17 protein-coding genes are annotated in these 20861 nt (G+C 53.2%); 4 read left to right on the top strand and 13 right to left on the bottom strand.

Annotation, left to right across the window (positions count from 1 at the left end):
• Positions 1–52: 52 nt before the first annotated feature.
• Positions 53–1330 (bottom strand): DUF445 domain-containing protein, encoded by a 1278-nt coding sequence (locus G163CM_RS15010; protein WP_231825501.1) that lies wholly within the window; start codon positions 1328–1330, stop codon positions 53–55.
• A 197-nt stretch (positions 1331–1527) separates the two neighbouring features.
• Here G163CM_RS15010 and G163CM_RS15005 point away from each other — a divergent pair, with 197 nt between their 5' ends.
• Together G163CM_RS15005 and G163CM_RS15000 are read left to right on the top strand one after the other, a co-directional pair.
• Positions 1528–2454 (top strand): Rpn family recombination-promoting nuclease/putative transposase, encoded by a 927-nt coding sequence (locus G163CM_RS15005; protein WP_231825500.1) that lies wholly within the window; start codon positions 1528–1530, stop codon positions 2452–2454.
• A gap of 169 nt (positions 2455–2623) precedes the next feature.
• The gene (locus G163CM_RS15000) at positions 2624–3994 is read left to right on the top strand and encodes an NAD-dependent succinate-semialdehyde dehydrogenase (protein WP_231825499.1); all 1371 of its coding nucleotides are present in this window, start codon (positions 2624–2626) and stop codon (positions 3992–3994) included.
• A gap of 121 nt (positions 3995–4115) precedes the next feature.
• Here the strand turns inward: G163CM_RS15000 and G163CM_RS14995 are convergent, their stop codons facing one another.
• The 7 genes from G163CM_RS14995 to G163CM_RS14965 form a co-directional block, all read right to left on the bottom strand.
• Positions 4116–4757 carry a LysE family translocator gene (locus G163CM_RS14995; RefSeq protein WP_231825498.1) on the bottom strand — a complete coding sequence of 214 codons (642 nt, stop codon included), beginning with the start codon at positions 4755–4757 and terminating at the stop codon, positions 4116–4118.
• Positions 4758–4804: 47 nt separating this feature from the next.
• Positions 4805–5548, bottom strand: a complete 744-nt coding sequence (locus tag G163CM_RS14990) for a helix-turn-helix transcriptional regulator (protein WP_231825497.1) — start codon at positions 5546–5548, stop codon at positions 4805–4807.
• A 180-nt stretch (positions 5549–5728) separates the two neighbouring features.
• Positions 5729–6073 carry an endoribonuclease SymE gene (gene symE / locus G163CM_RS14985; RefSeq protein ID WP_231825496.1) on the bottom strand — a complete coding sequence of 115 codons (345 nt, stop codon included), beginning with the start codon at positions 6071–6073 and terminating at the stop codon, positions 5729–5731.
• A 216-nt stretch (positions 6074–6289) separates the two neighbouring features.
• The gene (locus G163CM_RS14980; RefSeq protein WP_231825495.1) at positions 6290–9553 is read right to left on the bottom strand and encodes a type I restriction endonuclease subunit R; all 3264 of its coding nucleotides are present in this window, start codon (positions 9551–9553) and stop codon (positions 6290–6292) included.
• Between the two features lie 94 nt (positions 9554–9647).
• The gene (locus G163CM_RS14975; RefSeq protein ID WP_231825494.1) at positions 9648–11027 is read right to left on the bottom strand and encodes a restriction endonuclease subunit S; all 1380 of its coding nucleotides are present in this window, start codon (positions 11025–11027) and stop codon (positions 9648–9650) included.
• On the bottom strand, positions 11017–12636 hold the full coding sequence (locus tag G163CM_RS14970; protein WP_231825493.1) for a type I restriction-modification system subunit M: 1620 nt from the start codon (positions 12634–12636) through the stop codon (positions 11017–11019). Before G163CM_RS14970 ends, G163CM_RS14975 begins: the two co-directional genes overlap by 11 nt.
• A 63-nt stretch (positions 12637–12699) precedes the next feature.
• Positions 12700–13866 carry a restriction endonuclease gene (locus G163CM_RS14965; RefSeq protein WP_231825492.1) on the bottom strand — a complete coding sequence of 389 codons (1167 nt, stop codon included), beginning with the start codon at positions 13864–13866 and terminating at the stop codon, positions 12700–12702.
• A 196-nt stretch (positions 13867–14062) separates the two neighbouring features.
• Between G163CM_RS14965 and G163CM_RS14960 the strand changes: the two genes are divergently transcribed.
• Positions 14063–14350: a BrnT family toxin gene (locus G163CM_RS14960; RefSeq protein WP_231825491.1), complete on the top strand. Its 288-nt coding sequence runs from the start codon at positions 14063–14065 to the stop codon at positions 14348–14350.
• On the top strand, positions 14337–14639 hold the full coding sequence (locus G163CM_RS14955) for a BrnA antitoxin family protein (RefSeq protein WP_231825490.1): 303 nt from the start codon (positions 14337–14339) through the stop codon (positions 14637–14639). The genes G163CM_RS14960 and G163CM_RS14955 overlap by 14 nt, the downstream gene beginning before the upstream one ends.
• A 34-nt stretch (positions 14640–14673) precedes the next feature.
• Here the strand turns inward: G163CM_RS14955 and yjiA are convergent, their stop codons facing one another.
• The 5 genes from yjiA to hpaB form a co-directional block, all read right to left on the bottom strand.
• Complete coding sequence (yjiA, locus tag G163CM_RS14950; RefSeq protein ID WP_231825489.1) at positions 14674–15630, bottom strand: GTPase; 957 nt, start codon at positions 15628–15630, stop codon at positions 14674–14676.
• Between the two features lie 11 nt (positions 15631–15641).
• On the bottom strand, positions 15642–15845 hold the full coding sequence (locus tag G163CM_RS14945) for a YbdD/YjiX family protein (RefSeq protein WP_015966066.1): 204 nt from the start codon (positions 15843–15845) through the stop codon (positions 15642–15644).
• Positions 15846–16073: 228 nt separating this feature from the next.
• Positions 16074–18224 (bottom strand): carbon starvation CstA family protein, encoded by a 2151-nt coding sequence (locus G163CM_RS14940; RefSeq protein ID WP_015966065.1) that lies wholly within the window; start codon positions 18222–18224, stop codon positions 16074–16076.
• Positions 18225–18560: 336 nt separating this feature from the next.
• Positions 18561–19073, bottom strand: a complete 513-nt coding sequence (locus tag G163CM_RS14935) for a 4-hydroxyphenylacetate 3-monooxygenase reductase subunit (protein ID WP_231825488.1) — start codon at positions 19071–19073, stop codon at positions 18561–18563.
• A gap of 17 nt (positions 19074–19090) precedes the next feature.
• On the bottom strand, positions 19091–20653 hold the full coding sequence (gene hpaB / locus G163CM_RS14930) for a 4-hydroxyphenylacetate 3-monooxygenase, oxygenase component (RefSeq protein ID WP_231825487.1): 1563 nt from the start codon (positions 20651–20653) through the stop codon (positions 19091–19093).
• Between the last annotated feature and the right edge of the window lie 208 nt (positions 20654–20861).

Genomic DNA, 20861 nt, shown 5'->3' with positions numbered 1-20861 from the left:
TGGGTCGGATAAGGCGTTAGCCGCCATCCGACACCACCGCGTTCTCCGCTCCCTAAATCAGCGCCGGTATTTGTGACAACAGCCACAATACCAGCCCGATCGTCCCGCCGACCAGCGTGCCGTTGATACGAATAAACTGCAAATCCTTGCCGATATTAAGTTCGATCTGCCGCGACATATCGCGCGCGTCCCAGCTCTTCACCGTGTCGCTGATATGGCGGGTAAGGAAAGCAGAGAACTCCGGCGCCACGCGCATCGCGGCCTGTTCCAGATGGTTATTGAGCGACTCACGCAGTGCGGCGTCATGCATCAACGTCTCGCCAAACCACTGCCCGGCTTCGGCGATCCGCGTTTTCACCCGCGAATCGTCAGAGGCCATATCATCTTTGATCCACTGGCGATAATCGGCCCAAATCTGCCCCAGATAGCGGTTAAACGCTTCATCATTTTTCAGATAGCTTTTGATATTCTCGGCTTTGGCTTCCATCTCCGGCGATGTATTCAGGTTCTCAATAAAGCGGAAAATCACCCGATCAAACGCCTGGCGGATCTGATGATGACGATTCTCGGTGATATCGTCGAGCACCGAGTCCACCGCATCGGCAACCAGATCTGCCCCCTGATCGCCCAGCCACTCCGTCGGCAGCAGCCGCGCTTTGATCGGATGCTCCTGCTCCATCCAGTGTACGATCATCTGTGCTATCACATCGCGCGTGCTCTCCTTACGCAGCAGCGCAATTAACTGCGCCACCAGAGAATCGAGCAGCTTCTGATGGCGATTATCTTTGGTCATACTCTCGAGGATCACCGCGCTGGTCTGGGTGAGATCGACCTTATCAATCGCCTTATGCACCGCGCGTTTCAGCAGCCCCTGCACGCGTGAATCATCAGTGAGCTCAATAAAACCGCTCATCACCTTCACCAGATTCTGCCCCACGCGCGCGGCGTTCTCCGGCTGACTGAACCAGTTGCCAATGAGTAGCGCAGGTTCGTGACGGCGAATCAGCGCAACCAGCGATGGCGTATCGAGGAATTTCTCCTGCACGAACTGGCCAAGATTGTCGCCGATTCGGTCCTTATTGCGCGGGATAATCGCCGTATGCTGCGCAATAAACGGCAGCGGTACGCGACGAAACAGCGCCACTACCGCGAACCAGTCCGCCAGCGCGCCGACCATCGCCGCTTCGGAGATAGCCTTCAGCGCGCTGACCCACGGCGCAGGCGGCAGCATCAACGTGGTAACAAAAATGGCTGCGGCAATCAGCAGCAGCGACAGCGCCAACAGCTTGGCGCGTTTAAGCGAAGTGAGTTTTTCCATAGGGGTAAGCATATAACCTGGCGGCGAGAACGTCATGTTAGCTGCTGAAGTTGCTTGTGAATTTACGAGAAGCCTTCCGGGAAAATGTCGCCGTTGCAGGCGATGAAAAACCTTTTGCGAGGCGTTACGCAGAGGCTGACATTGCCGGGTGAAGCCTCTTCAGAGCTACGGTAGAGTCCAGCCACTTTCACAGCAGGCAAGGGACAGCCATGGCAAAAAATTCCAGCACAACGCCGCATGACACGGTGTTTAAACAGTTTCTTCATCAGCCTGATACCGCACGGGATTTCCTCGATATTCATCTACCCGCGCCATTACGCAAGCTATGCGACCTGACTACGCTCAAACTGGAATCCGAGAGTTTTATCGAAGAGAATTTACATAAGTGCTACTCCGACGTGTTGTGGTCAGTGCAAACTCAGGATGGGCAGGGGTACATTTATGTCGTCATTGAACATCAAAGCACACCCGATGAGCTGATGGCATTTCGCTTATTGCGTTACACGGTTTCCGCGATACAGCGGCATCTTGAAGCCGGGCATAAAACCCTACCGCTGGTGGTGCCGATGCTCTTTTACCATGGCGAGAAAAGTCCGTATCCGTACCCCATGTGCTGGCTGGATCTCTTCCCGCAGCCAGACGTGGCGAAGGCGCTCTATACCACTGATTTTCCGCTGGTTGATATCACCGTCACCGACGATGACAAGATCATGCAGCACCGCCGTATCGCCTTGCTGGAACTGATACAGAAGCATATTCGCCAGCGGGATCTCACTGTGCTGGTGGAGCAACTGGTTGCCCTTCTGGCATTGGGATACACTAGCGACGCTCAGGTGAAAACGCTGTTTAACTATATTTTCCAGTACGGCGGAGCGGCACGCGCCAGCGCATTTTTTCGCGAAATGGCGGAGCGCTCGCCAAAGCATAAGGAGGAGCTGATGACGCTTGCTGAGAAGTTACACGAAGCGGGAAAAGTTGAGGGTTTGCAGATAGGGCGACAAGAGGGCCGACAGGAAGGTCGCCGGGCTGAAGCGCTAAGAATTGCCCGTTCGATGCTGGAAAACGGGCTTGATAGTGTAGCGGTGACAACGATTACCGGCTTAACAGCCGAAGACTTACAGACTCTCACGCATTAATTTAACGTGCCGAATGCGAGCTCGCGATTCGGCATTCTTCCCTTTTCTTAAAAGTGCGCTGCGTTCCCTCGGAACACTCCGTTTCTCTCCCTAAGCCAGATATCTCAACTACGCTTAATACTTTGAATGGCATTTTTGACTGCTTTCATCACTTAACCAGGAGCGAGATATGGCCTATCAGACAGTAAATCCTGCTAACAACCAACTCATTAAAGAGTACCCCCCACACAGCGACAAGGACATTGAGGCCGCGCTGCAAAAAGCCGATGCGCTTTATCATTCAGAGTGGGCAAAAGGTGATATTAGCCAGCGTCTGCCCGTTTTACATAAGCTGGCCGATCTTATCGACAGCCGCGTCGAAGAACTGGCGAAGATCGCCAGTCAGGAGATGGGCAAGCTTATCGAACAGAGCCGTGGCGAGGTGAAACTCTGCGCGCAGATCGCCCGCTACTACGCGGACAACGCGAAGCAATTCCTGGCGCCCGTACCGTATAAAACCGAGTTTGGCGACGCATGGGTGGAGCATCATCCGATCGGCGTGATTATGGCGGTGGAGCCATGGAACTTCCCGTACTACCAGCTGATGCGCGTACTGGCCCCGAACCTGGCTGCCGGTAACCCGGTACTGGCGAAACATGCGAGTATCGTCCCGCACTGCGCCGAGACCTTTGCGCATCTGGTGCGTGAAGCGGGCGCGCCGGACGGGGCATGGACCAACCTGTTTATTTCCTCCGATCAGGTGGCGAACATCATCGACGACCCGCGTGTTCAGGGGGCCGCGCTAACCGGTTCCGAAAAAGCGGGCAGCGTGGTCGCCGCGCAGGCTGCGAAGCACGTCAAAAAATCGACCCTCGAGCTGGGTGGTAACGATGTGTTCGTGGTGCTGGACGATGCCGACCTCAACAAAGCGGTGAAAATTGGCGTGCAGGCGCGACTGAACAACGCCGGGCAGGTCTGTACCGCGGCAAAACGCTTTATTCTGCATGAGAAAATTGCCGATAAATTCCTCAGCGCATTCACTGACGCCTTCAGCAAGGTGAAGGTGGGCGATCAGATGGATGCCTCAACTCAGCTTGGCCCGTTGTCGTCGAAAGACGCGCTGGAAACGTTGACCAAACAGGTTGATAACGCGGTGAAAAACGGCGCGAAGCTGCACTTTGGCGGCAAACCGCTGGAGAGCAAAGGCAACTTCTTCGAGCCAACGATTCTGACCAACATCACCCGCGACAACCCGGCCTATTTCGAAGAGTTCTTCGGCCCGGTGGCGCAGATTTATGTGGTGAAGGATGATGACGCGGCGGTGAAACTCGCCAACGACTCCCATTACGGCCTCGGCGGCGCGGTGTTCAGTGAGGATATTGAACGCGCCAAACGTATGGCCTCGCGGATTGAAACCGGGATGGTCTATATCAACTGGCTGACCGACACCGCCGCAGAACTGCCGTTTGGCGGCGTGAAGCGTTCCGGATTCGGGCGCGAGCTGTCGGACCTGGGGATTAAAGAGTTTGTGAACCAGAAGCTGGTGGTGGTGAAGAAATAAGTTGTTGAGAGTGGCGCAGCGCCGGGTGCGGCTGCGCCTTATCCGGCCTGCGATTGTTACGATCCAGTAGGCCGGGTAAGCGAAGCGCCACCCGGCGTTATTTAGCTGCACCGCTTGCCCGTCAGGTCACAACAAACTGCCACAATATCCAGCCGCCAAAACCTATCAGGATGCCGCCTGCCGCACGCTCAATTTTCCAAATCAGGCTGCCTAATCGGCGTTGAACCTGCGGCAGGGCAATAAGCACGATCAGCAGCAAGTCCCATAGCAGAACCACGCTGGTCATCCACACTCCACAGATGGCCTGCTGCGCCACGGTGACATCCGGCCCCAGTAGCGCGGTCATCAGCGCCAGATAAAACAGCGCGTTTTTGGGATTCAACAGCGAAGAGCCTAGCCCGAGAAGCAGTTGGCGTGACAACGAAGGGCGCGCTGATTCAGTATGCTCCCACGCCACTTGCCCGGCGCGGCTTCGCAATAGCTGGCGGCCCACCCACAGCAGATAGGCGGCTCCCAGCAGCTCAATGACGGTGAACAGCAGCGGCACCTCGCGCAACAGGCCAGAGCCGATGACGACCAACAGAATATACAGCCCGTTCCCTGCCGCGAAGCCCAGACACAGCCCGATGCTGCCGCGCAGCCGATAGCGCACGGCGTAGCCCACCAGTAAAAAGAAGTCCGGCCCGGGGCTGAGCAGCGCCATAAAATGCGCCAGGGCCAGCGCGGGAAACGCCGGCGGAAATAACGTAGTGACCTGTTCCATAGCGACCTCAGTAAAAATACGGAGGTCAGCTTATGCCTGCTGACGCGTTAATTATTGTCGGATATTGATCGCCCACGCGCGTACTGCCGTGGCGTGGCCGCCGTGTAGCTGACGAAGGTTTTATGGAAATGACTCTGGTCGGCAAAGCCGCTCTGGTAGGCGACATCGGCGATATCGTCCCCGGCGCGCAGCCGCGCTTTTGCGTATTCCACTCGCGAGACGTTGAGAAAGCTGCCTGGAGTCAACCCCGTGTCCTGTTTGAAGGTGCGAATTAAAGTCTCTTTGCGCAGCGAGAATCGTTGCGCGAGCTCGTCAAGAGAGGGCGGATACACCGGATCGGAAAGCAGCGCCTGCTGTACCTGCTGGCTGGTCGGGCGCAGCATATCACCGGCGCCCACCCGTAGCGTGAGGGCAGCTAACAGCGCATTCACCGACGACGTTGTCATCTTTTCAACCACGGCAAGATAAAGCCCGAACAGCGATTCGCTACGAATATGCTGCTGCGCGAGAGGCAACTCGCTGTCCAGGTAGAGCATATGGTAGCTACGCGCCTGCCCCTGCACCGGGTTACAGCTGTGCGGCGCACCTGCGGGAATAACGATGATATCGCCGGGGCTCAGCAGATACTCCTGGCCGTGGCAAATACAGCGAGTTTGCCCTGCCAGAATGGCCCCAATAGATAGCTGCGCGTGGCTATGGCGTTTATAGGGCTGGGTGCTTTGCCAGGTACTGCGCAGCTCCAGCCCAGGATGGCGGGTGAATGTTTGCTGAATGTCGCGTGCGGTGGTCATAGGATCGTCCGGACAGTTTTGAGTTTTTATATCACACTCCGGGATACAGATGGCGGTTAAGGAATATTCCTCGCAATAAGTTGTTGATGAAGGGCGCAGTGCCGGATGCGGCAGCGCCTTATCCGGCCTACGATGGTGATGCTCCTGTAGGCCGGGTAAGCGAAGCGCCACCCGGCGCTTTTACATCACCTTCCGCGTCTTACCCGTAATCACCCCAATAAACTCCTGCACCTGCTTTTGTTTACGCGCCGACAGCTTGCACACCTTGCGCAGCGACTGCATCAGTTCGCTCTCTTCGGCGGCGGGTGGTTGAGCGGTGAGGACGATACAGCCTTCCATCACTTTGACGTCAACGGGCGTGCCGGTGGCAAAACCGGCGGCTTCCAGCCACTGACCTTTCAGGGTGATGGCGGGAATATGCGCGTGATCCGGGTAGCGGCTCGCATAACCGACGGTGACATGACGGTTATTTGCCGGGGAGACTTCTGGTTCGAATGATTCTGAAATAGAATGCGTGTCAGTCATGATTACTATTCTCGTGAAATAGGGATTGTGATGAGCGGTGCGGGTGTGTTGGCGCACACCCGCATCGCGATAAATACCTGAATATATCAACAGTAAATAAAAATAAAGTCCAGCGAATAACAGGACATAATAACGACGTAACTGGAAATATTCAGCGGGGAAATATAAATAAGTATTGGTAGGCCGGATAAGCGACGCGCCATCCGGCAGTCAATATCAATGCAGAATATTAATATGATGTTGTTTAAAATTCTCCGCCTGTGCCAGCACACCCATATAAACATCATCATTCGCCACAGGTGGGAATTTGTGTTTATGCAGCAACAGGATCAGCTCAACCTTAAGTTTCGCTTTAATATCATCGCGTTTGCTCCAGTCCGGGTACTTCGACGTGTTATCGACCACGCTTTTCATCTCTTTCGCCAGTGACAGCATTTTGTCATCATCGTAGGTGAACTGATATTTATCACGCATATGCGCCAGAATGTCGTAAAACGCTTTCTCTTCCATATCAATGCCGAGATCGGCATAGGTACCCATCTCAGTTTTAATATCATAGATGATATCGGTCATTTCTTGACTGAATTCATCAAACTCTTCGCCATTCAAAATATCATCTTCCCGACGTTCATTATATCTGTCCATAATGGACTGAAAACGGCGGGTGAAATTGATCCCCTGAAGCTGGTTCACTTTTTTAAAGTCGCCGATCGCTTTCTCCAGCAACTTTTGCAGCAACTGGATCTTCGTTGCCGGAAGTTTGATCTTGTTAATTCTCGCCAGATAATCTTCGTCAAATATATCAATAGATTCCGCTTTTTGATCGCCGAGGAAAAACAGTTCTTCCACGCCATCGGCTTTCAGCGCCTCGGCAATCATCTCGCGCACGCGGGCGTTCATCTGGGTGACATCCGGCGCATCGCCTTTGGTCAGTTTGAACACAATAGAGCGCACGGCAAGATAGAAATGAATATGATCGCGTTCCGCCTCAGAGAGTGCCTCACTTCCTGAACAGACGTCATAGGCGGCTTTAAGACGTTTCACCAGCCCCATAAAACGGCGCTCGACTTTCTGGGTGCGCATGACAAATTCTGCCGCATTGTTCAGGCAGGCAAGCTGCGCCTGCGGCTCGCCGGTAAAGTAGGCATGGCTGTCGAATTCGTGGAACACGTGCCCCAGCAACTCGAGATGATTTTTCACTTCAATAATCGACTGCAGAATATCTTCAAAGTTGGTGGCGTCAATGCGGGAATACATCGCCAGCGCCTGGTTCATCTGACGTTTAATGCCGATGTAGTCCACTACCAGCCCTTTGTTTTTACCTTCAAATTTACGGTTAACGCGGGAAATCGTCTGGATCAGGTTATGTTTTTGCAGCGGCTTATCGATGTAGATGGTGTCCAGTTCTGGCACGTCGAAGCCGGTTAACCACATATCCACCACAATGGCGATTTTGAAATTCGAACTGGCGTTTTTGAACTGTTTATCCAGCTCTTTTCGGTACTCTTTGGTGCCTAATAAATCATAAAGCGCAGCGTCATCATCTTTACCGCGCGTCATCACCATCTTGACCATTTCAGAAGGCGGTAATTCGTTTTGCTCATCTTCTGTCAGTTCGACACCCTCAGGTGCTTGTTTAACTTCAAACCACGCGGGCCGGAAGTCTTTCAAGTGACGATAGAACGCCCATGCAATTTCACGACTCGCACAGACAAACATCGCTTTGCCTTTTACGGTAGAACCTTCAGCGACGCGCTCTTCATAGTGTTTAGCGAAATCTTCCGCCAGTGCTTCCAGGCGGTCTTCATCGCCCAGAATGGCATTCATGGTGGCGCTGGCTTTTTTGCTCTCGTCGATCTGCCATTCGTTGGTGCCCGCACTGGCGCACTCTTCGTAGTATTTCTCGACCTCTGCCAGCTTGCTGGCATCCAGAATGACTTTGGCCGCGCGGCCTTCGTAGACGATGCGAACGGTAATTTCATCCTGCACGGATTCCGTCATGGTGTAGCTGTCCACGACTTCACCGAACACATCCAGCGTGGCGTCAATTGGCGTTCCCGTAAAGCCGACATAGGTTGCTTCCGGCAGAGAGTCATGCAGATATTTAGCGAAACCGTAGGTTTTACGCACTTTTCCGCTCTCTTTATCGACAATCACTTTTTGGTCGAGATTAACCTGGCTGCGATGCGCTTCATCGGAGATACAAATAATATTGCTGCGTTCCGAGAGAAGCTCGGTGTCTTCGGTGAACTTATGGATGGTGGTCAGGAACACACCGCCACTGTTACGGCCCGCCAGTTTTTCGCGTAGATCGTCACGGCTGGTGACCGGCACCACGGTGTCATCGCCGATGTAATTTTTGGCGTTACACATTTGCACAGAAAGCTGATCGTCCAGATCGGTGCGATCGGTAATTAACACAATCGTCGGGCTGGCGAAATCCACGCTTTTCATTAACAGGCGGGTTAAAAACTGCATGGTGTAGCTTTTACCGCAGCCTGTTGCACCAAAATAAGTACCGCCTTTACCGTTACCCATCGGTTTACGCGCCTGTTTGATGCTGTAGTACAGCTTGCGTGCGGCGTAATATTGCGGATAGCGGCAGCAAATTTTTATTTCGTGTTTAGCTTTATCCGGGAAACAGATAAAGTTTTTGATCACATCCAGCAGGCGCACCGGGTGGAACAGCCCCTTAATCATCGAATGCAGAGAAGGGATGCCGTCCTGCTCACGATTTTCATTGCCGCTTACCTTGCGCCAGGAATAAAAATACTCATATGGCGCAAACAGATTTCCCATTCGGTTATTCACGCCGTCACTGATAATACAGAGCGCGTTATAGACAAACAGTTGCGGGATATCGCGGCGGTAGCGCGTACAAAGTTGCTTATAAGCATCGCCAATATTGGCTTCTTGCTCGCGCACCGCACTTTTAAACTCAAAGACCACCAGCGGCAGACCGTTGATATACAGAATGCCGTCAGGAATACGGATCTGGTTCTCTTTGCCGGTAATGTTGAGCTGGTTAACAATTTTGAAGCGGTTTAACGGCTTGCTGATATAAGCAGCGGAAGGTTCTGCGGCCTGCTGTAGCGGCATATCTTCTGCTTCAAATAATTGTTGCAGTGCGGCGGGAAGATGCCGGGTATCGAGCAGCTCAATATAGAGATCTTTCTGCCGACGATCGTCGCGTTTAAACAGGAAACCATTCGCCAGCCAGTGACAGAACGTTTTGTTGCTTTCATAAAGATCGGAGGCGGGGAGCGTGGTGAACTGTTTGATCAGGCGCTGAATTTCATCTTCAGTGATGCCATCGGGCTGATAGCGAGCGGCGAGGTAGTGGCGAAGATCATCTTCGATAATCACCTGATCAAGGCCTGAACGTGGCACATTTTCGCCGATCAGGTGCTGATAGCCCTGATCCTGTAACAGTTCAATGATGGCCTGTTCTAATTTCGCTTCACTGAATGAGAGACTCATATCTCGCTCCAACCCTGGCTGATTTCTGGTAAGGATTCCTGTAACCCCAGAAAACCTTACCAGAAAGCCCCTGATTTTTCAGGGGCAAAATGCGTTATGCGGCTTCGGTTTGTTTGATGAGATCCGGGAGATCCTCCACGGATAGCTCGCCGGAGATGAGTTTCGGGAGCAGGGTGTCGCGGAGTTTAGAGAGATTTTCAATTTCACCACAATGAACAAAAATCTTTTCCTCCCACTTTCCTGAAAGCTCTTCAAATTTATTAATGAGTTCAGTTGGAGAACAGAGCAGAGGAAGTTGTTTTAAATCTTTTTGGTTTATGCTTCCAAAGACTGTTCCTTCACCATTAAATACGGAAAAATAATCAGATAGATTGCTTATAGAATAATAGGTGAAAGCAATGTTTCCTGATTTATGTCTTAACGCTGCAAGGCCTCGACCAATTATACATTCTGTGGAAGCTAAATTTGTAACGCCGACTGGGGCTCTAACACTAAGCAGAGTATCGAGTTTATATGCTAATCTTTTTGGATCAGTACAATAAATACGTTCAGATGGAAATCTAAATCCAAAATCAGTCTTTCCTTGAAAGAAAGGCAAACCTGTTCTGCTTTCATTATAAGTTATACCTGATGGCGATTGCCCCATCGTGATGTTAAATTCTTTTCCCAGATTAGATATTGTCCACCCTTTCGGCACCCAACCCAACTCTGTCTCTTCAAATTCACCAGGGAAAAGCGAGCGAATTTCTGCCGGGAGCGGTTTGAAATCTGCACTATTGCGTACTTTTTGACGCAATTCGACGCGAGATTGTAGAGCTTCCGGGATTGGGTTCCCCGCATCCAGAGCGTTATCAATTACCGGATCAAAATCCACAAACCAGGATTTGAACAGGGTCTTGGACATTTGTTCTAGTGTATGATTTAGTTGGTTATTTATATTTATTTTCTTATCTAAAGAATAAAGAAAATTAGCAATAATGTTTTGTTTGCATAAATCAGGTATAGTTAATGGAATGCGCGATAATATTTTTTGATTTAGTGAAGGCATTGTTGTCCCTTCGCTATTTTTGATCAGCCACTCTCTTGTTGTGGGGCTTCGCATTATATAGCTAATGAAAAGAGAGTTATAGTTGTCATCAAGGCGTAAATAAATACCATCTGACCCAAGAAACCAACCAGCCTCTTTTTCAGTAATATATGCAGTACGGTCTACTCCACCCTTTCTGGCAAAAACAATATCGCCTTTATTTAATACAAATTTGGGAAGGCGGTTAGTAGTATTTCTACTAACTCTAGGTGTCGTGCCTTCAATTTTTATATAACCATTCCTGATTTCTCGGACAGAAATTAGGGGGACTCCGTTGTCGGTATATTCCTCTGCTTTCAAAGCTGTACCAAAGGGGCCTGTCTGTAAAAATGCATGACCTTGATTAATAAGATCATTCAACACAATGCTTTTCCAATCACTCCCCATAACCCAACCCCTCCAAACTCTGGCGAATCGCACGATCCAGTTCTTCCGCCTGCTTCATCTGCTCAAACAACGTCTTCGACAACTCCCGCATTTTGGTCTCAAACGCCACGCCGTCCTCTTCTTGCTCGGCTGCGCCCACGTAGCGCCCCGGCGTCAGCACGTAGTCGTTGCCCTTCATCTCTTCAATGGTCGCAACTTTGCAGAATCCTGCCTGGTCTTCGTATTTCTCCAGCGTACTCTCGCCACGTTTAACGCGTTCCGCCAGTTCTTCCGGCGTACTGCGCCAGGCATGGTATGTATCGGCGATGGTGGCGATATCCTCTGTGGTCAGCTCTTTGGTGGTGCGGTTAATCATGGTGCCGAGGTTACGCGCATCGATAAACAGCGTTTCACCCTGACGATTGCGATAGCCTTTAGCCGGGTCGGCTGCCTTCGATTTGGTCATAAACCACAAACACACCGGAATTTGCGTGGTGTAGAACAACTGGCCGGGCAGGGCGATCATGCAGTCGATCAGATCGTTTTCGATCATCTGCGCGCGGATCTCGCCTTCGCCGCTGGTGTTGGAGCTCATCGAACCGTTTGCCAGCACAAAACCTGCTGTGCCGTTCGCCGACAGCTTGGAGAGCATATGCAAAATCCAGCCGTAGTTGGCGTTGCCGGTCGGCGGTGTGCGGTAGCCTGCAAAGCGCGGGTCTTTGGTCAGCTCGGCATCGTTGCGCCAGTCTTTCAGGTTGAACGGCGGGTTCGCCAGAATGTAATCGGCTTTCAGGTCCGGGTGCTGATCGCTAAAGAAGGTATCCGCCGGGCGCTCGCCGAGGTTGGCGGAAAGGCCGCGGATCGCCAGGTTCATTTTCGCCAGCTTGTAGGTGGTCGCCGTCAGCTCCTGACCGTAAAGCGCGATATCACGGCTTTTGCCCTGATGGCTTTCAACAAACTTCACCGACTGCACGAACATCCCCGCCGAGCCGCAGCATGGGTCATAGATTTTGCCCTGGAATGGTTCAAGCATTTCGGTCAACAGGGTCACGATGCATTTTGGCGTATAGAACTCGCCGCCGCCTTTGCCTTCTGTCGCGGCAAACTTGCCGAGGAAGTATTCATACACGCGGCCAACCAGGTCTTCTTTGGAGAGCGCCTCAACATCGGTTTCGTGGGCCAGCGTTTCGATGTTGTCGATGGTATCAATCAAAGACGCCAGCTTTTTGGTTTCCAGGTTCTGACGGCTGAAATAGTTGTCCGGCAGCGCGCCTTTCAGCGTCGGGTTACGTTTCTCAATGGTAGAGAGTGCGGTATCAATACGTACTGCGATGTCATCCTGCTTGGCATTCTGTTTGATGAACGACCAGCGCGCCTCTTCCGGCAGGTAGAAAATGTTGTCCTGCTGGTAGAACACTTCCATCTCCAGGAAGTCGCCCTGGCCGTCATCTTTCATTTTCTGGCGACGGGCTTCAAATTTATCGCTGATAAATTTCAGGAACACGAGGCTCAGAACAACGTGCTTGTATTCGGAAGACTCAACGCTGCCGCGAAGCTGGTTCGCGGTATCCCATAACGTGTCTTCAAAGCCTTTTTTTGCTTTGGTTTTGTTTGTTGGTGCTTTGGCCATGATGAACTCGATTCGGAAAAATTAGGTCGCTATTGTAACGGTAAAAGCGGCGAATTTCGCCCTTTACTCCATCTCCAGCTCGTCAAACAACTGCAAATCCACATCCAGCAATTCCACCGCGTTGCTGCGGCGAATGCCGACGTTATTTTCGATCAATAGTTCCAGCAAGCGATCGCCGTCAATGAGCGTAATGGGCGCAGCCCCCGGAAAGAGAGCCGCTTCTGCACATTTCGCCGCAAATTTTCCGGTAGTGATGAGCGTACCGCGAATGGCTTTATGGTAAGGCAGCGCACCGCGTAGCTGGTCGATATAGGGGCGGGTGATGGTGTTCTGCATTCTTTTAACCTGTACCACTTCGGTAATGGTGGTGATGCCGACCTGCACCTGACCAATCACGTCCACACCTTTATCGCCTGAGGCTTTGGTCACTTCAACTTGTTCGTATCCCATTGCTTCCAGTAATTGACCAACAAGGTGCTCAAACTTGTACGGATTCATGGTGCTGATTTGCTCGCGCAGCAGCTCTTTTTGCTGCTCGTTGTAGCGCTTCACGGCTTCCAGCAGCTCTTTACGCGGATCGCTTTTTCGTGCCGGTAACGCTTTTCCAAGCCAGGCGCGCCCGGCATCGGTAATGCGATAGCTCATCCCTTCACGGTTTACCATGTCGCGGTCGATAAGGTTATAGAGACGGGAGTAGAGCGTACTTTTCACTGAGCTGGCAGACGCGAATTTCGAATGCTGATGCAAAAAGGCCTGCCATTCCGGTAATAAATCGGCGCGGCGCGACATTTCCCGGCCAGCCAGCAGCTCAAGCAGTTGCAGAATACCTTCCTGGTCGTCCAATGAACGCAGCGTCTTTTCGTCATCTTGCAGAAATTGCTGCCCGCGCGAGGTGGGCTGCCAGACATCATCTGGCGTGCTTTCCATCAGCTCAAACTGAGGATAGTTCAGGAACAAATAGCAGCCGTAGCTGTGGCGCGGGTTCAGAATGTGATTGTCGGTATCCCAGATGCGATGAGCGATTTCGGCATCTTCCCCCGTTAAACGTTCGCTGATCCAGAGATCGGGTTCTGACCAGTCAACGGGTTTTTGCGGCGTACCGGTTTGCTCGTGAATGGCGGTAATCATATTGCGCACCGCTTTCAGGGAATAACCTGATACGGCTTTCATCATCGCCTTAACTTGCGCATAGGTAGGAAAAAGCGGGGTAATGACTTTGTATTTTTTCACGGTAATCCCTTAACGACAGCGAGGCGCTTAGTGTGCCACGTCAGGCGAGAAATTCTATTGGATGAATCAAGTCCACCTCACTCATTGTCAATTTCATGGTTGATTCTCCGAAACGTGATGCTATTTCCATCATCGACGCTATAATTGCAGAATAATTGTATATACATTTATGTGTATACAATAAGGGAAGGCTACAATGCCAATGGAGTTTGAATGGGATGCAAACAAGGCCAAAAGCAATCGGGTGAAGCATGGCATCCGGTTTGAAGACGCGGTGTTGGTGTTTGACGATCCCCGACATTTATCAAGACAGGATCGCGTAGAAAACGGAGAGTATCGCTGGCAAACCATCGGCCTGGTACACGGCATCGTGGTTATTTTGGTCGCGCATACCATCCGTTTCGAAAGTGGAAATGAAATGATTCGAATCATCAGCGCACGAAAGGCAGATCGTAAAGAGAGGAATCGTTATGAGCATGGTTAAACATAAACGAGGTTCGTCCTCCACACTCAATTCTCAGCATGAAGCTGAACTCAAGGCGCTGGCGAATAAACCCGATGAGGATATTGATTACACCGACATACCTGCTTCCGGCGATGAACAATGGTCGGATGCCGAACGCGGCAAGTTTTTCCGGCCATTGAAAACACAGGCTTCCGTGCGCATTGATGCCGATGTGATGGAGTGGCTAAAACGCCCAGGTAAAGGCTATCAGACTCGCTTGAATGCGATATTGCGTGAAGCGATGTTACGCGATCAGAACAAAAAATAATTCAGGCCGCCACGTGGCGGCCCATAATCCCACCCTACTTCCTCAACCCTGCAAACGCCGCCCGAATCTTTTCCTCTGGCAACTGTATCCCAATAAATACCAACTGACTCTGCGGCGTTTCATCACCCCACGGCCTGTCCCAGTCGGCGCTGTAAAGGCGTTGTACGCCCTGGAACAGCAGGCGGTTCGGCTCGCCGTCAATCCACAGCATCCCTTTGTAGCGCAGCAGTTTGTCGGCGAACTGTAGCAGCAGGTTTTCCATCACGCGCGACACGTCGCTGATATCGACGGGGTAATCCAGCTCCACCACAATCGACGACACATCATTCTGCTTATCCGCCATAAAGTGGAAGCGCGGTTTACCCGCCAGCACGTTCTCTTCCAGCATAAAGCCGCTGGTATTGAACAGCTGCGCCAGGTCGATATCGCCATGAACGACGGTGTAAATCGGGGCGCGGGCGTTGATGCGCGCCAGACGTTCGCGCAGCTTCTCGGTGTCGCCTGCGACGTCGGTTTTGGTCAGCAGGATGCGGTCGGCATAGCCAACTTGCGACTGGGCGATGGTGAACTGGTTCATCTGCTCATTGGCGTGAACTGCGTCGACCAGCGCAATCACGCCGTCCAGCAGGTAGCGCTCGCACAGGACGTCATGAGAGAAAAAGGTCTGAATAATCGGGCCGGGGTCGGCCATGCCGGTGCACTCAATCACCAGGCGGTCGAATTCAATTTCGCCGCGATCGCGGCTGTCGAGCAGGTCGAGCAGGGCGTCTTCCAGTTCATTGGCGCGGGAGCAGCAGATACAGCCGTTGGTGAGGGTTTTGATTTGCGTGGCGCGGTCGCCAATAAGCTGGGTATCAACAGAAACTTCGCCGAACTCGTTCTCAATGACGGCGATTTTGAAACCGTGCTGTTCGTTGAGGATATGGCGCAGCAGGGTGGTTTTGCCCGCGCCAAGAAAACCGGTAAGTAGGGTAACTGCAATCGGGGTCATGTTTTCTCCTTCTAACAGCAGCGCATGCCGCCTTTTCCGTCTCCGCCGTAGCGCGCCTGTTGCCGCTCGCGGAAGAACTCTTCGTAGGTCATGTACGGCTTGTCCGGATGCGTGGCTTTCATGTGTTCGACGTAGTTGTCGTAGTCCGGGATGCCAATCAGCATCTTCGCCGCCTGACCGAGGTATTTTTTCGCCTGACCTAAGTTACCAAACATTGTGCTATCCAGATATACACGTCATCCTTCAAGCTGCCTCTGCGTTGGCTGCGCTCGTTCACCCCAGTCACGTACTTATGTACGCTCCTGGGGATTCACTCCCTTGCCGCCTTGATGCAACTTGAATGATTTGTGTATATAACTAATGCCGGATGGCGGCTAGCGCCTTATCCGGCCTACGCGTGTGGAACAGTAGGCCGGATAAGCGTAGCGCCATCCGGCAATCTGTTAATGGTGTGAAGAGGTCTTCACGCCGCCTTCCGGCACAGGAACATAAGGTGTTTCTTTGTCGGAGCGTTCTTCGTTATTGCGCACCTGCATCCAGGTTTTGAAACCGTAGAAGATGATGCTGTACACCACCACCAGGAACAGAATACTCAGGCCTGCGTTGGTGTAGTTGTTGATAACGATGTGGTTCATGTTGGCGATTTGCTGCGCCGTCAGTTCACCACCTGCGGCAATTTTCGCTTTGTACTGGCTCGCCATGTAGAAGAAGCCTTCCATCTGCGGGTTGGTGCTGAACAGTTTCAGACCCAGCGCCCAGGTGGTGCAGACCAGCAGCCAGAATGCCGGGATGATGGTAACCCAGACATATTTGCTGCGTTTCATCTTCACGAGGATAACCGTGCCGAGGACCAGCGCCACAGCGGCCAGCATCTGGTTAGAGATACCGAACAGCGGCCACAGGCTCTTCACGCCGCCCAGCGGGTCGACAACGCCCTGATACAGCAGGTAGCCCCACAGGCCTACACAACCTGCGGTCGCCACAACACCTGCTACCAGAGAATCGGTTTTCTTCAGGAACGGAATGAAGTTGCCCAGCAAGTCCTGCAACATGAAGCGGCCCGCACGGGTACCGGCATCCAGCGCGGTGAGGATAAACAGCGCTTCAAACAGAATACCGAAGTGGTACCAGAAGCCCATGTCCGCCCACGGCAGCACTTTGTGGAACACGTGTGCGATACCGACCGCCAGGGTTGGTGCGCCACCGGCACGGTTCAGAACAGACGGTTCACCGATATCTTTCGCGGTTTGCAGAATCTCTTCCGGCGAAATCACGAAGCCCCAGGAACTGACCGTTGCCGCCGCATGAATGGTCACTTCTTTCAGCTGCGCCGCAATCATGGCCGCGTTTTCACCGCCCATTTCGTGCAGGTTCGGCATGGTGATGCCAAGGCCAGCAGGCGGGGTGTTCATCGCGAAGTAGAGGCCCGGTTCGATAATGGATGCTGCAACCAGCGCCATAATCGCCACGAAGGACTCCATCAGCATTGCGCCATAACCGATGAAACGTGCGTCGGTTTCACAGGCGAGCAGCTTCGGCGTGGTGCCGGAGGAGATCAGCGCATGGAAGCCAGATACCGCGCCACAGGCGATGGTGATAAACAGGAACGGGAACAGAGCACCTTTCCATAGCGGGCCGGTACCGTCGATGTACTGAGTAACGGCTGGCATTTTCAGATCCGGGTTGAGGATCACGATGCCAATTGCCAGGCCAACGATAACGCCGATTTTCAGGAAGGTGGCGAGGTAGTCGCGCGGTGCCAGAATCAACCAAACCGGCAGCAGAGCGGAGATAAAGGCATAACCAATCAGCGTGAAGGTGATGGTGGTGTCTTTAAAGGTCAGCGCCGGGCCCCAGTACGGGTCGTGAGCGATGACGCCACCGAACCAGATGGAAGCAACCAGCAGCACGATACCGATAACGGAGACTTCCCCCACGCGGCCTGGGCGAATAAAGCGCATGTAAATACCCATAAACAGCGCAATCGGCACGGTCGAGCAGACGGTGAACACACCCCACGGGCTTTCGGCCAGGGCTTTCACCACGATCAGCGCCAGCACCGCCAGGATGATGATCATAATCAGGAAGCAGCCGAACAGGGCGATAGAGCCCGGCACGCGGCCCATCTCTTCTTTGACCATCTCGCCCAGCGAAGAACCGTTACGGCGCGTGGAGATAAACAGCACCATAAAGTCCTGCACCGCACCGGCAAGCACTACGCCCGCCAGCAGCCACAGGGTACCGGGCAGGTAACCCATCTGGGCGGCCAGTACCGGCCCAACCAGCGGGCCCGCGCCTGCGATAGCGGCGAAGTGGTGGCCGAACAGCACGTAGCGGTTGGTCGGCACGTAGTTCAGGCCATCGTTGTTAATGACCGCCGGCGTCGCACGCGTTGGGTCGAGTTTCATCACCTTCTGGGCGATGTAGAGGCTGTAGTAGCGATACGCCACCAGATAAACAGAAACCGCCGCGACCACGATCCACAGGGCGCTAACGTGTTCTCCCCGACGTAATGCCACAACTGACAGGCAAAACGCGCCGATGATTCCAAGAATCACCCAGGGTATGTGCTTGAATAACTTTTTGGTATCCATAGTAAAACCTGGTTTTTTAAGATTAATAATGAGCCGAAGCTGTATGGGTTTTGTGTTTAATGAGTGAGGAGGTATGACTGCTATGCTGATGAGCATCTTGCCAGAGATTCACGCGCGTAAAGTTGGGTAAAGTCGTGAGTGGTTGTATGGGGGGTTAAGCGGTTGTGTGTGGAGGTGAGCGGTTGGGTAAGAAGTGAGCGGGTGGGGAATATGTGATTGAGATCACAAGATTTTATTGCGTGCATTTATGCAGTTGCCGGATGGCGGCTGCGCCTTATCCGGCCTACCGATCGCGTAGGTCGGATAAGCGCAGCGCATCCGACAACAATGGCGGTTTTACACCGCCATCTCCATCTCCATCATCACCGGATGAAAACGGCGCTTGAAGTAAATCAGCCCATGCCCCTCATCGCTGAGGATAATGTGCTTGATCTCCACCAGATACACCAGATGCGTGCCGATGGTCTGCACCTGGCTTATTTCGCCTTCCAGGCTTGCCAGCGCGCCCTTCAGCACCGGTTGCGCCAGCGGCCCTTTTTGCCAGCAGGAGAGGGTAAAGCGCTCTTCCATCGCCATGCCCGTCATCCCGGCAAAGTGGCGCGCCATCAGCTCCTGTTCGTGGTTGAGGACGTTGACGCACAGCTTACCGTTGCCCTGAAATACCGGGTTCATGGCGCTGTTGGCGTTGATACACACCATCACCGATGGCGGCGTATCGGTAACCGAGCACACGGCGGTAGCGGTTATCCCACAGCGACCCGCCTCGCCTTCGGTGGTAACGATATTCACCGCCGCCGACAGGCTGGACATAGCATCGCGAAAGCGTAAACGTTGTTCATCTACTTGCATGGTGGTCTCCTGCTGCGTTACTTCAGCAGCTTGTCTAACATGTTGATATCAGCGTTGTTGTGCAGGTGCGGCACGGTCCAGCCATGTTGGTCGTACTCGGAAAGGCAGCGGTCGACCATCGCCATCATTTTGTCCATGTTGCCGGAGGTCTGCGCCTGACGCAGACATTGCAGGCGAATCTCATCCTGGCTGCCGGAATAGTTGATCTCGTAAAGCTCATGCCGCCCGCCGAACTCGCTGCCGATGGCATCCCACATCAGTTTGAGGATCTTGATGCGCTGAACGTGATCCATACCGTTCGATCCGCGCACGTATTTCGCCAGGTACTGGTCGATCTGCGGGTTATTCAGATCGCGCGCGCTCGACGGCAGGTAGATCAGCCCGCTGGTGACGTTGCGCTCAATAATATTTTTGATTTTCGCGTAGGCCATCGGAGCCATGACGCGGTAGGTTTGCAGTGCGGCGTGATCCGGCAGATACGCGCCGTTCACCCACGGTGTGGCTTCCGAACACATGGAATCGCTCAGCGCCCAGAAGGTGTTGCGCCAGGCCACCACTTCCCCGAGGTCCGCCTGCACCCCACGGAACTCCAGCGTGCCGGTACATTCGAGGGATTTTTTCAGCAGCGCGGTAATAAAGTCGAGCTTCACCGCCAGGCGCACACAGGCCTGCAACGGATACATACGGGCGAAGCCGCCTTCCATCGTCCAGCGACGGCAGCGATCGAAATCGCGGTAGATCAGCACGTTCTCCCATGGGATCAGCACGTTATCCATCACCAGGATCGCATCATTCTCATCGAAGCGGCTGGAGAGCGGGTAGTCGTACGGGGAGCCGGTTGCACCTGCGACCATTTCATAGGACGCGCGGGAGATAAGCTTCACGCCATCGGCGTCCATCGGCGCGACGAACATCAGCGCGAAGTCCGGGTTTTCGCCCATCACCTGTGCTGAGCCGAAGCCAATCATGTTGTAGTGGGTCAGCGCGGAGTTGGTGGCAACCACTTTTGCGCCGCTGACCACGATCCCGGCATCGGTCTCTTTTTCCAGCTTGATGTAGACGTCTTTCACCTGATCGGTCGGTAAATGGCGATCGATCGGCGGGTTAACGATAGCGTGATTGAAGTACAGGCCGGTTTCCTGAATGCGCGAGTACCAGTTGCGGGCGTTTTGCTCAAACTGGCCGTAGAAGCCTGGGTTGGCGCCCAGCGCACAGCCGAAAGCGGCTTTGTAATCCGGCGTGCGACCCATCCAACCGTAGCTCAGGCGTGACCACTCGGCAATGGCGTCGCGCTGCTGGCGCAGGTCGTCCGGGCTTTTCGCCACGCGGAAAAACTTGTGGGTGTAGCCGCCACTGCCGGTGTCGGTGTTCCAGCACAGGGAATCCTGCATCTCTGGTTTGTGCAGCGCATCGTACAGCTGTGCGACGGACGCCGCCGCGTTACGGAACGCCGGATGAGTGGTGACATCTTTCACGCGCTCGCCGTAGATGTATATTTCACGGCCATCCTGCAAACTCTTCAGGTACTCTTCACCGGTAAACGGACGCTGGGTACTGGCGCGGAAATCTTCAGGTTTCATAATCAGACTCTCTTTTTGTAATCGGATGGAAAGCCAGCGCCAATGGGCGCTACTGGCTTTAATGTTAAATTTGTGTTTTGTTTTTGTTGTTTAATTGAAGCGGTTAGACCGGTATTCGTGAAGAGACTTTTGGGTCAATGGCGGGTACTTTTCGGGGAGGTGAGGGTTTTGTGATCGGTGTAGGATTTGGCGGGTGGCGCTGCGCTTA

It is taken from the genome of Pseudocitrobacter corydidari, assembly GCF_021172065.1.
Classification (GTDB): Bacteria; Pseudomonadota; Gammaproteobacteria; order Enterobacterales; family Enterobacteriaceae; genus Pseudocitrobacter; species Pseudocitrobacter corydidari.
This window is presented reverse-complemented; position numbering and strand designations above follow the sequence as displayed.

Excerpts from the sequence above, each read along its gene's own strand:
- symE (WP_231825496.1), bottom strand. The coding sequence starts at position 6,073 with ATGACTGACACGCATTCTATTTCAGAATCATTCGAACCAGAAGTCTCC.
- G163CM_RS14935 (WP_231825488.1), bottom strand. The coding sequence starts at position 19,073 with ATGCAAGTAGATGAACAACGTTTACGCTTTCGCGATGCTATGTCCAGC.
- G163CM_RS15005 (WP_231825500.1), top strand. The coding sequence starts at position 1,528 with ATGGCAAAAAATTCCAGCACAACGCCGCATGACACGGTGTTTAAACAG.
- G163CM_RS14940 (WP_015966065.1), bottom strand. The coding sequence starts at position 18,224 with ATGGATACCAAAAAGTTATTCAAGCACATACCCTGGGTGATTCTTGGA.
- hpaB (WP_231825487.1), bottom strand. The coding sequence starts at position 20,653 with ATGAAACCTGAAGATTTCCGCGCCAGTACCCAGCGTCCGTTTACCGGT.
- G163CM_RS14975 (WP_231825494.1), bottom strand. The coding sequence starts at position 11,027 with ATGGGGAGTGATTGGAAAAGCATTGTGTTGAATGATCTTATTAATCAA.
- G163CM_RS14955 (WP_231825490.1), top strand. The coding sequence starts at position 14,337 with ATGAGCATGGTTAAACATAAACGAGGTTCGTCCTCCACACTCAATTCT.
- G163CM_RS14970 (WP_231825493.1), bottom strand. The coding sequence starts at position 12,636 with ATGGCCAAAGCACCAACAAACAAAACCAAAGCAAAAAAAGGCTTTGAA.
- G163CM_RS15010 (WP_231825501.1), bottom strand. The coding sequence starts at position 1,330 with ATGCTTACCCCTATGGAAAAACTCACTTCGCTTAAACGCGCCAAGCTG.
- G163CM_RS14980 (WP_231825495.1), bottom strand. The coding sequence starts at position 9,553 with ATGAGTCTCTCATTCAGTGAAGCGAAATTAGAACAGGCCATCATTGAA.
- G163CM_RS14945 (WP_015966066.1), bottom strand. The coding sequence starts at position 15,845 with ATGTTTGGTAACTTAGGTCAGGCGAAAAAATACCTCGGTCAGGCGGCG.
- yjiA (WP_231825489.1), bottom strand. The coding sequence starts at position 15,630 with ATGACCCCGATTGCAGTTACCCTACTTACCGGTTTTCTTGGCGCGGGC.
- G163CM_RS14960 (WP_231825491.1), top strand. The coding sequence starts at position 14,063 with ATGCCAATGGAGTTTGAATGGGATGCAAACAAGGCCAAAAGCAATCGG.
- G163CM_RS14990 (WP_231825497.1), bottom strand. The coding sequence starts at position 5,548 with ATGACCACCGCACGCGACATTCAGCAAACATTCACCCGCCATCCTGGG.
- G163CM_RS14995 (WP_231825498.1), bottom strand. The coding sequence starts at position 4,757 with ATGGAACAGGTCACTACGTTATTTCCGCCGGCGTTTCCCGCGCTGGCC.
- G163CM_RS15000 (WP_231825499.1), top strand. The coding sequence starts at position 2,624 with ATGGCCTATCAGACAGTAAATCCTGCTAACAACCAACTCATTAAAGAG.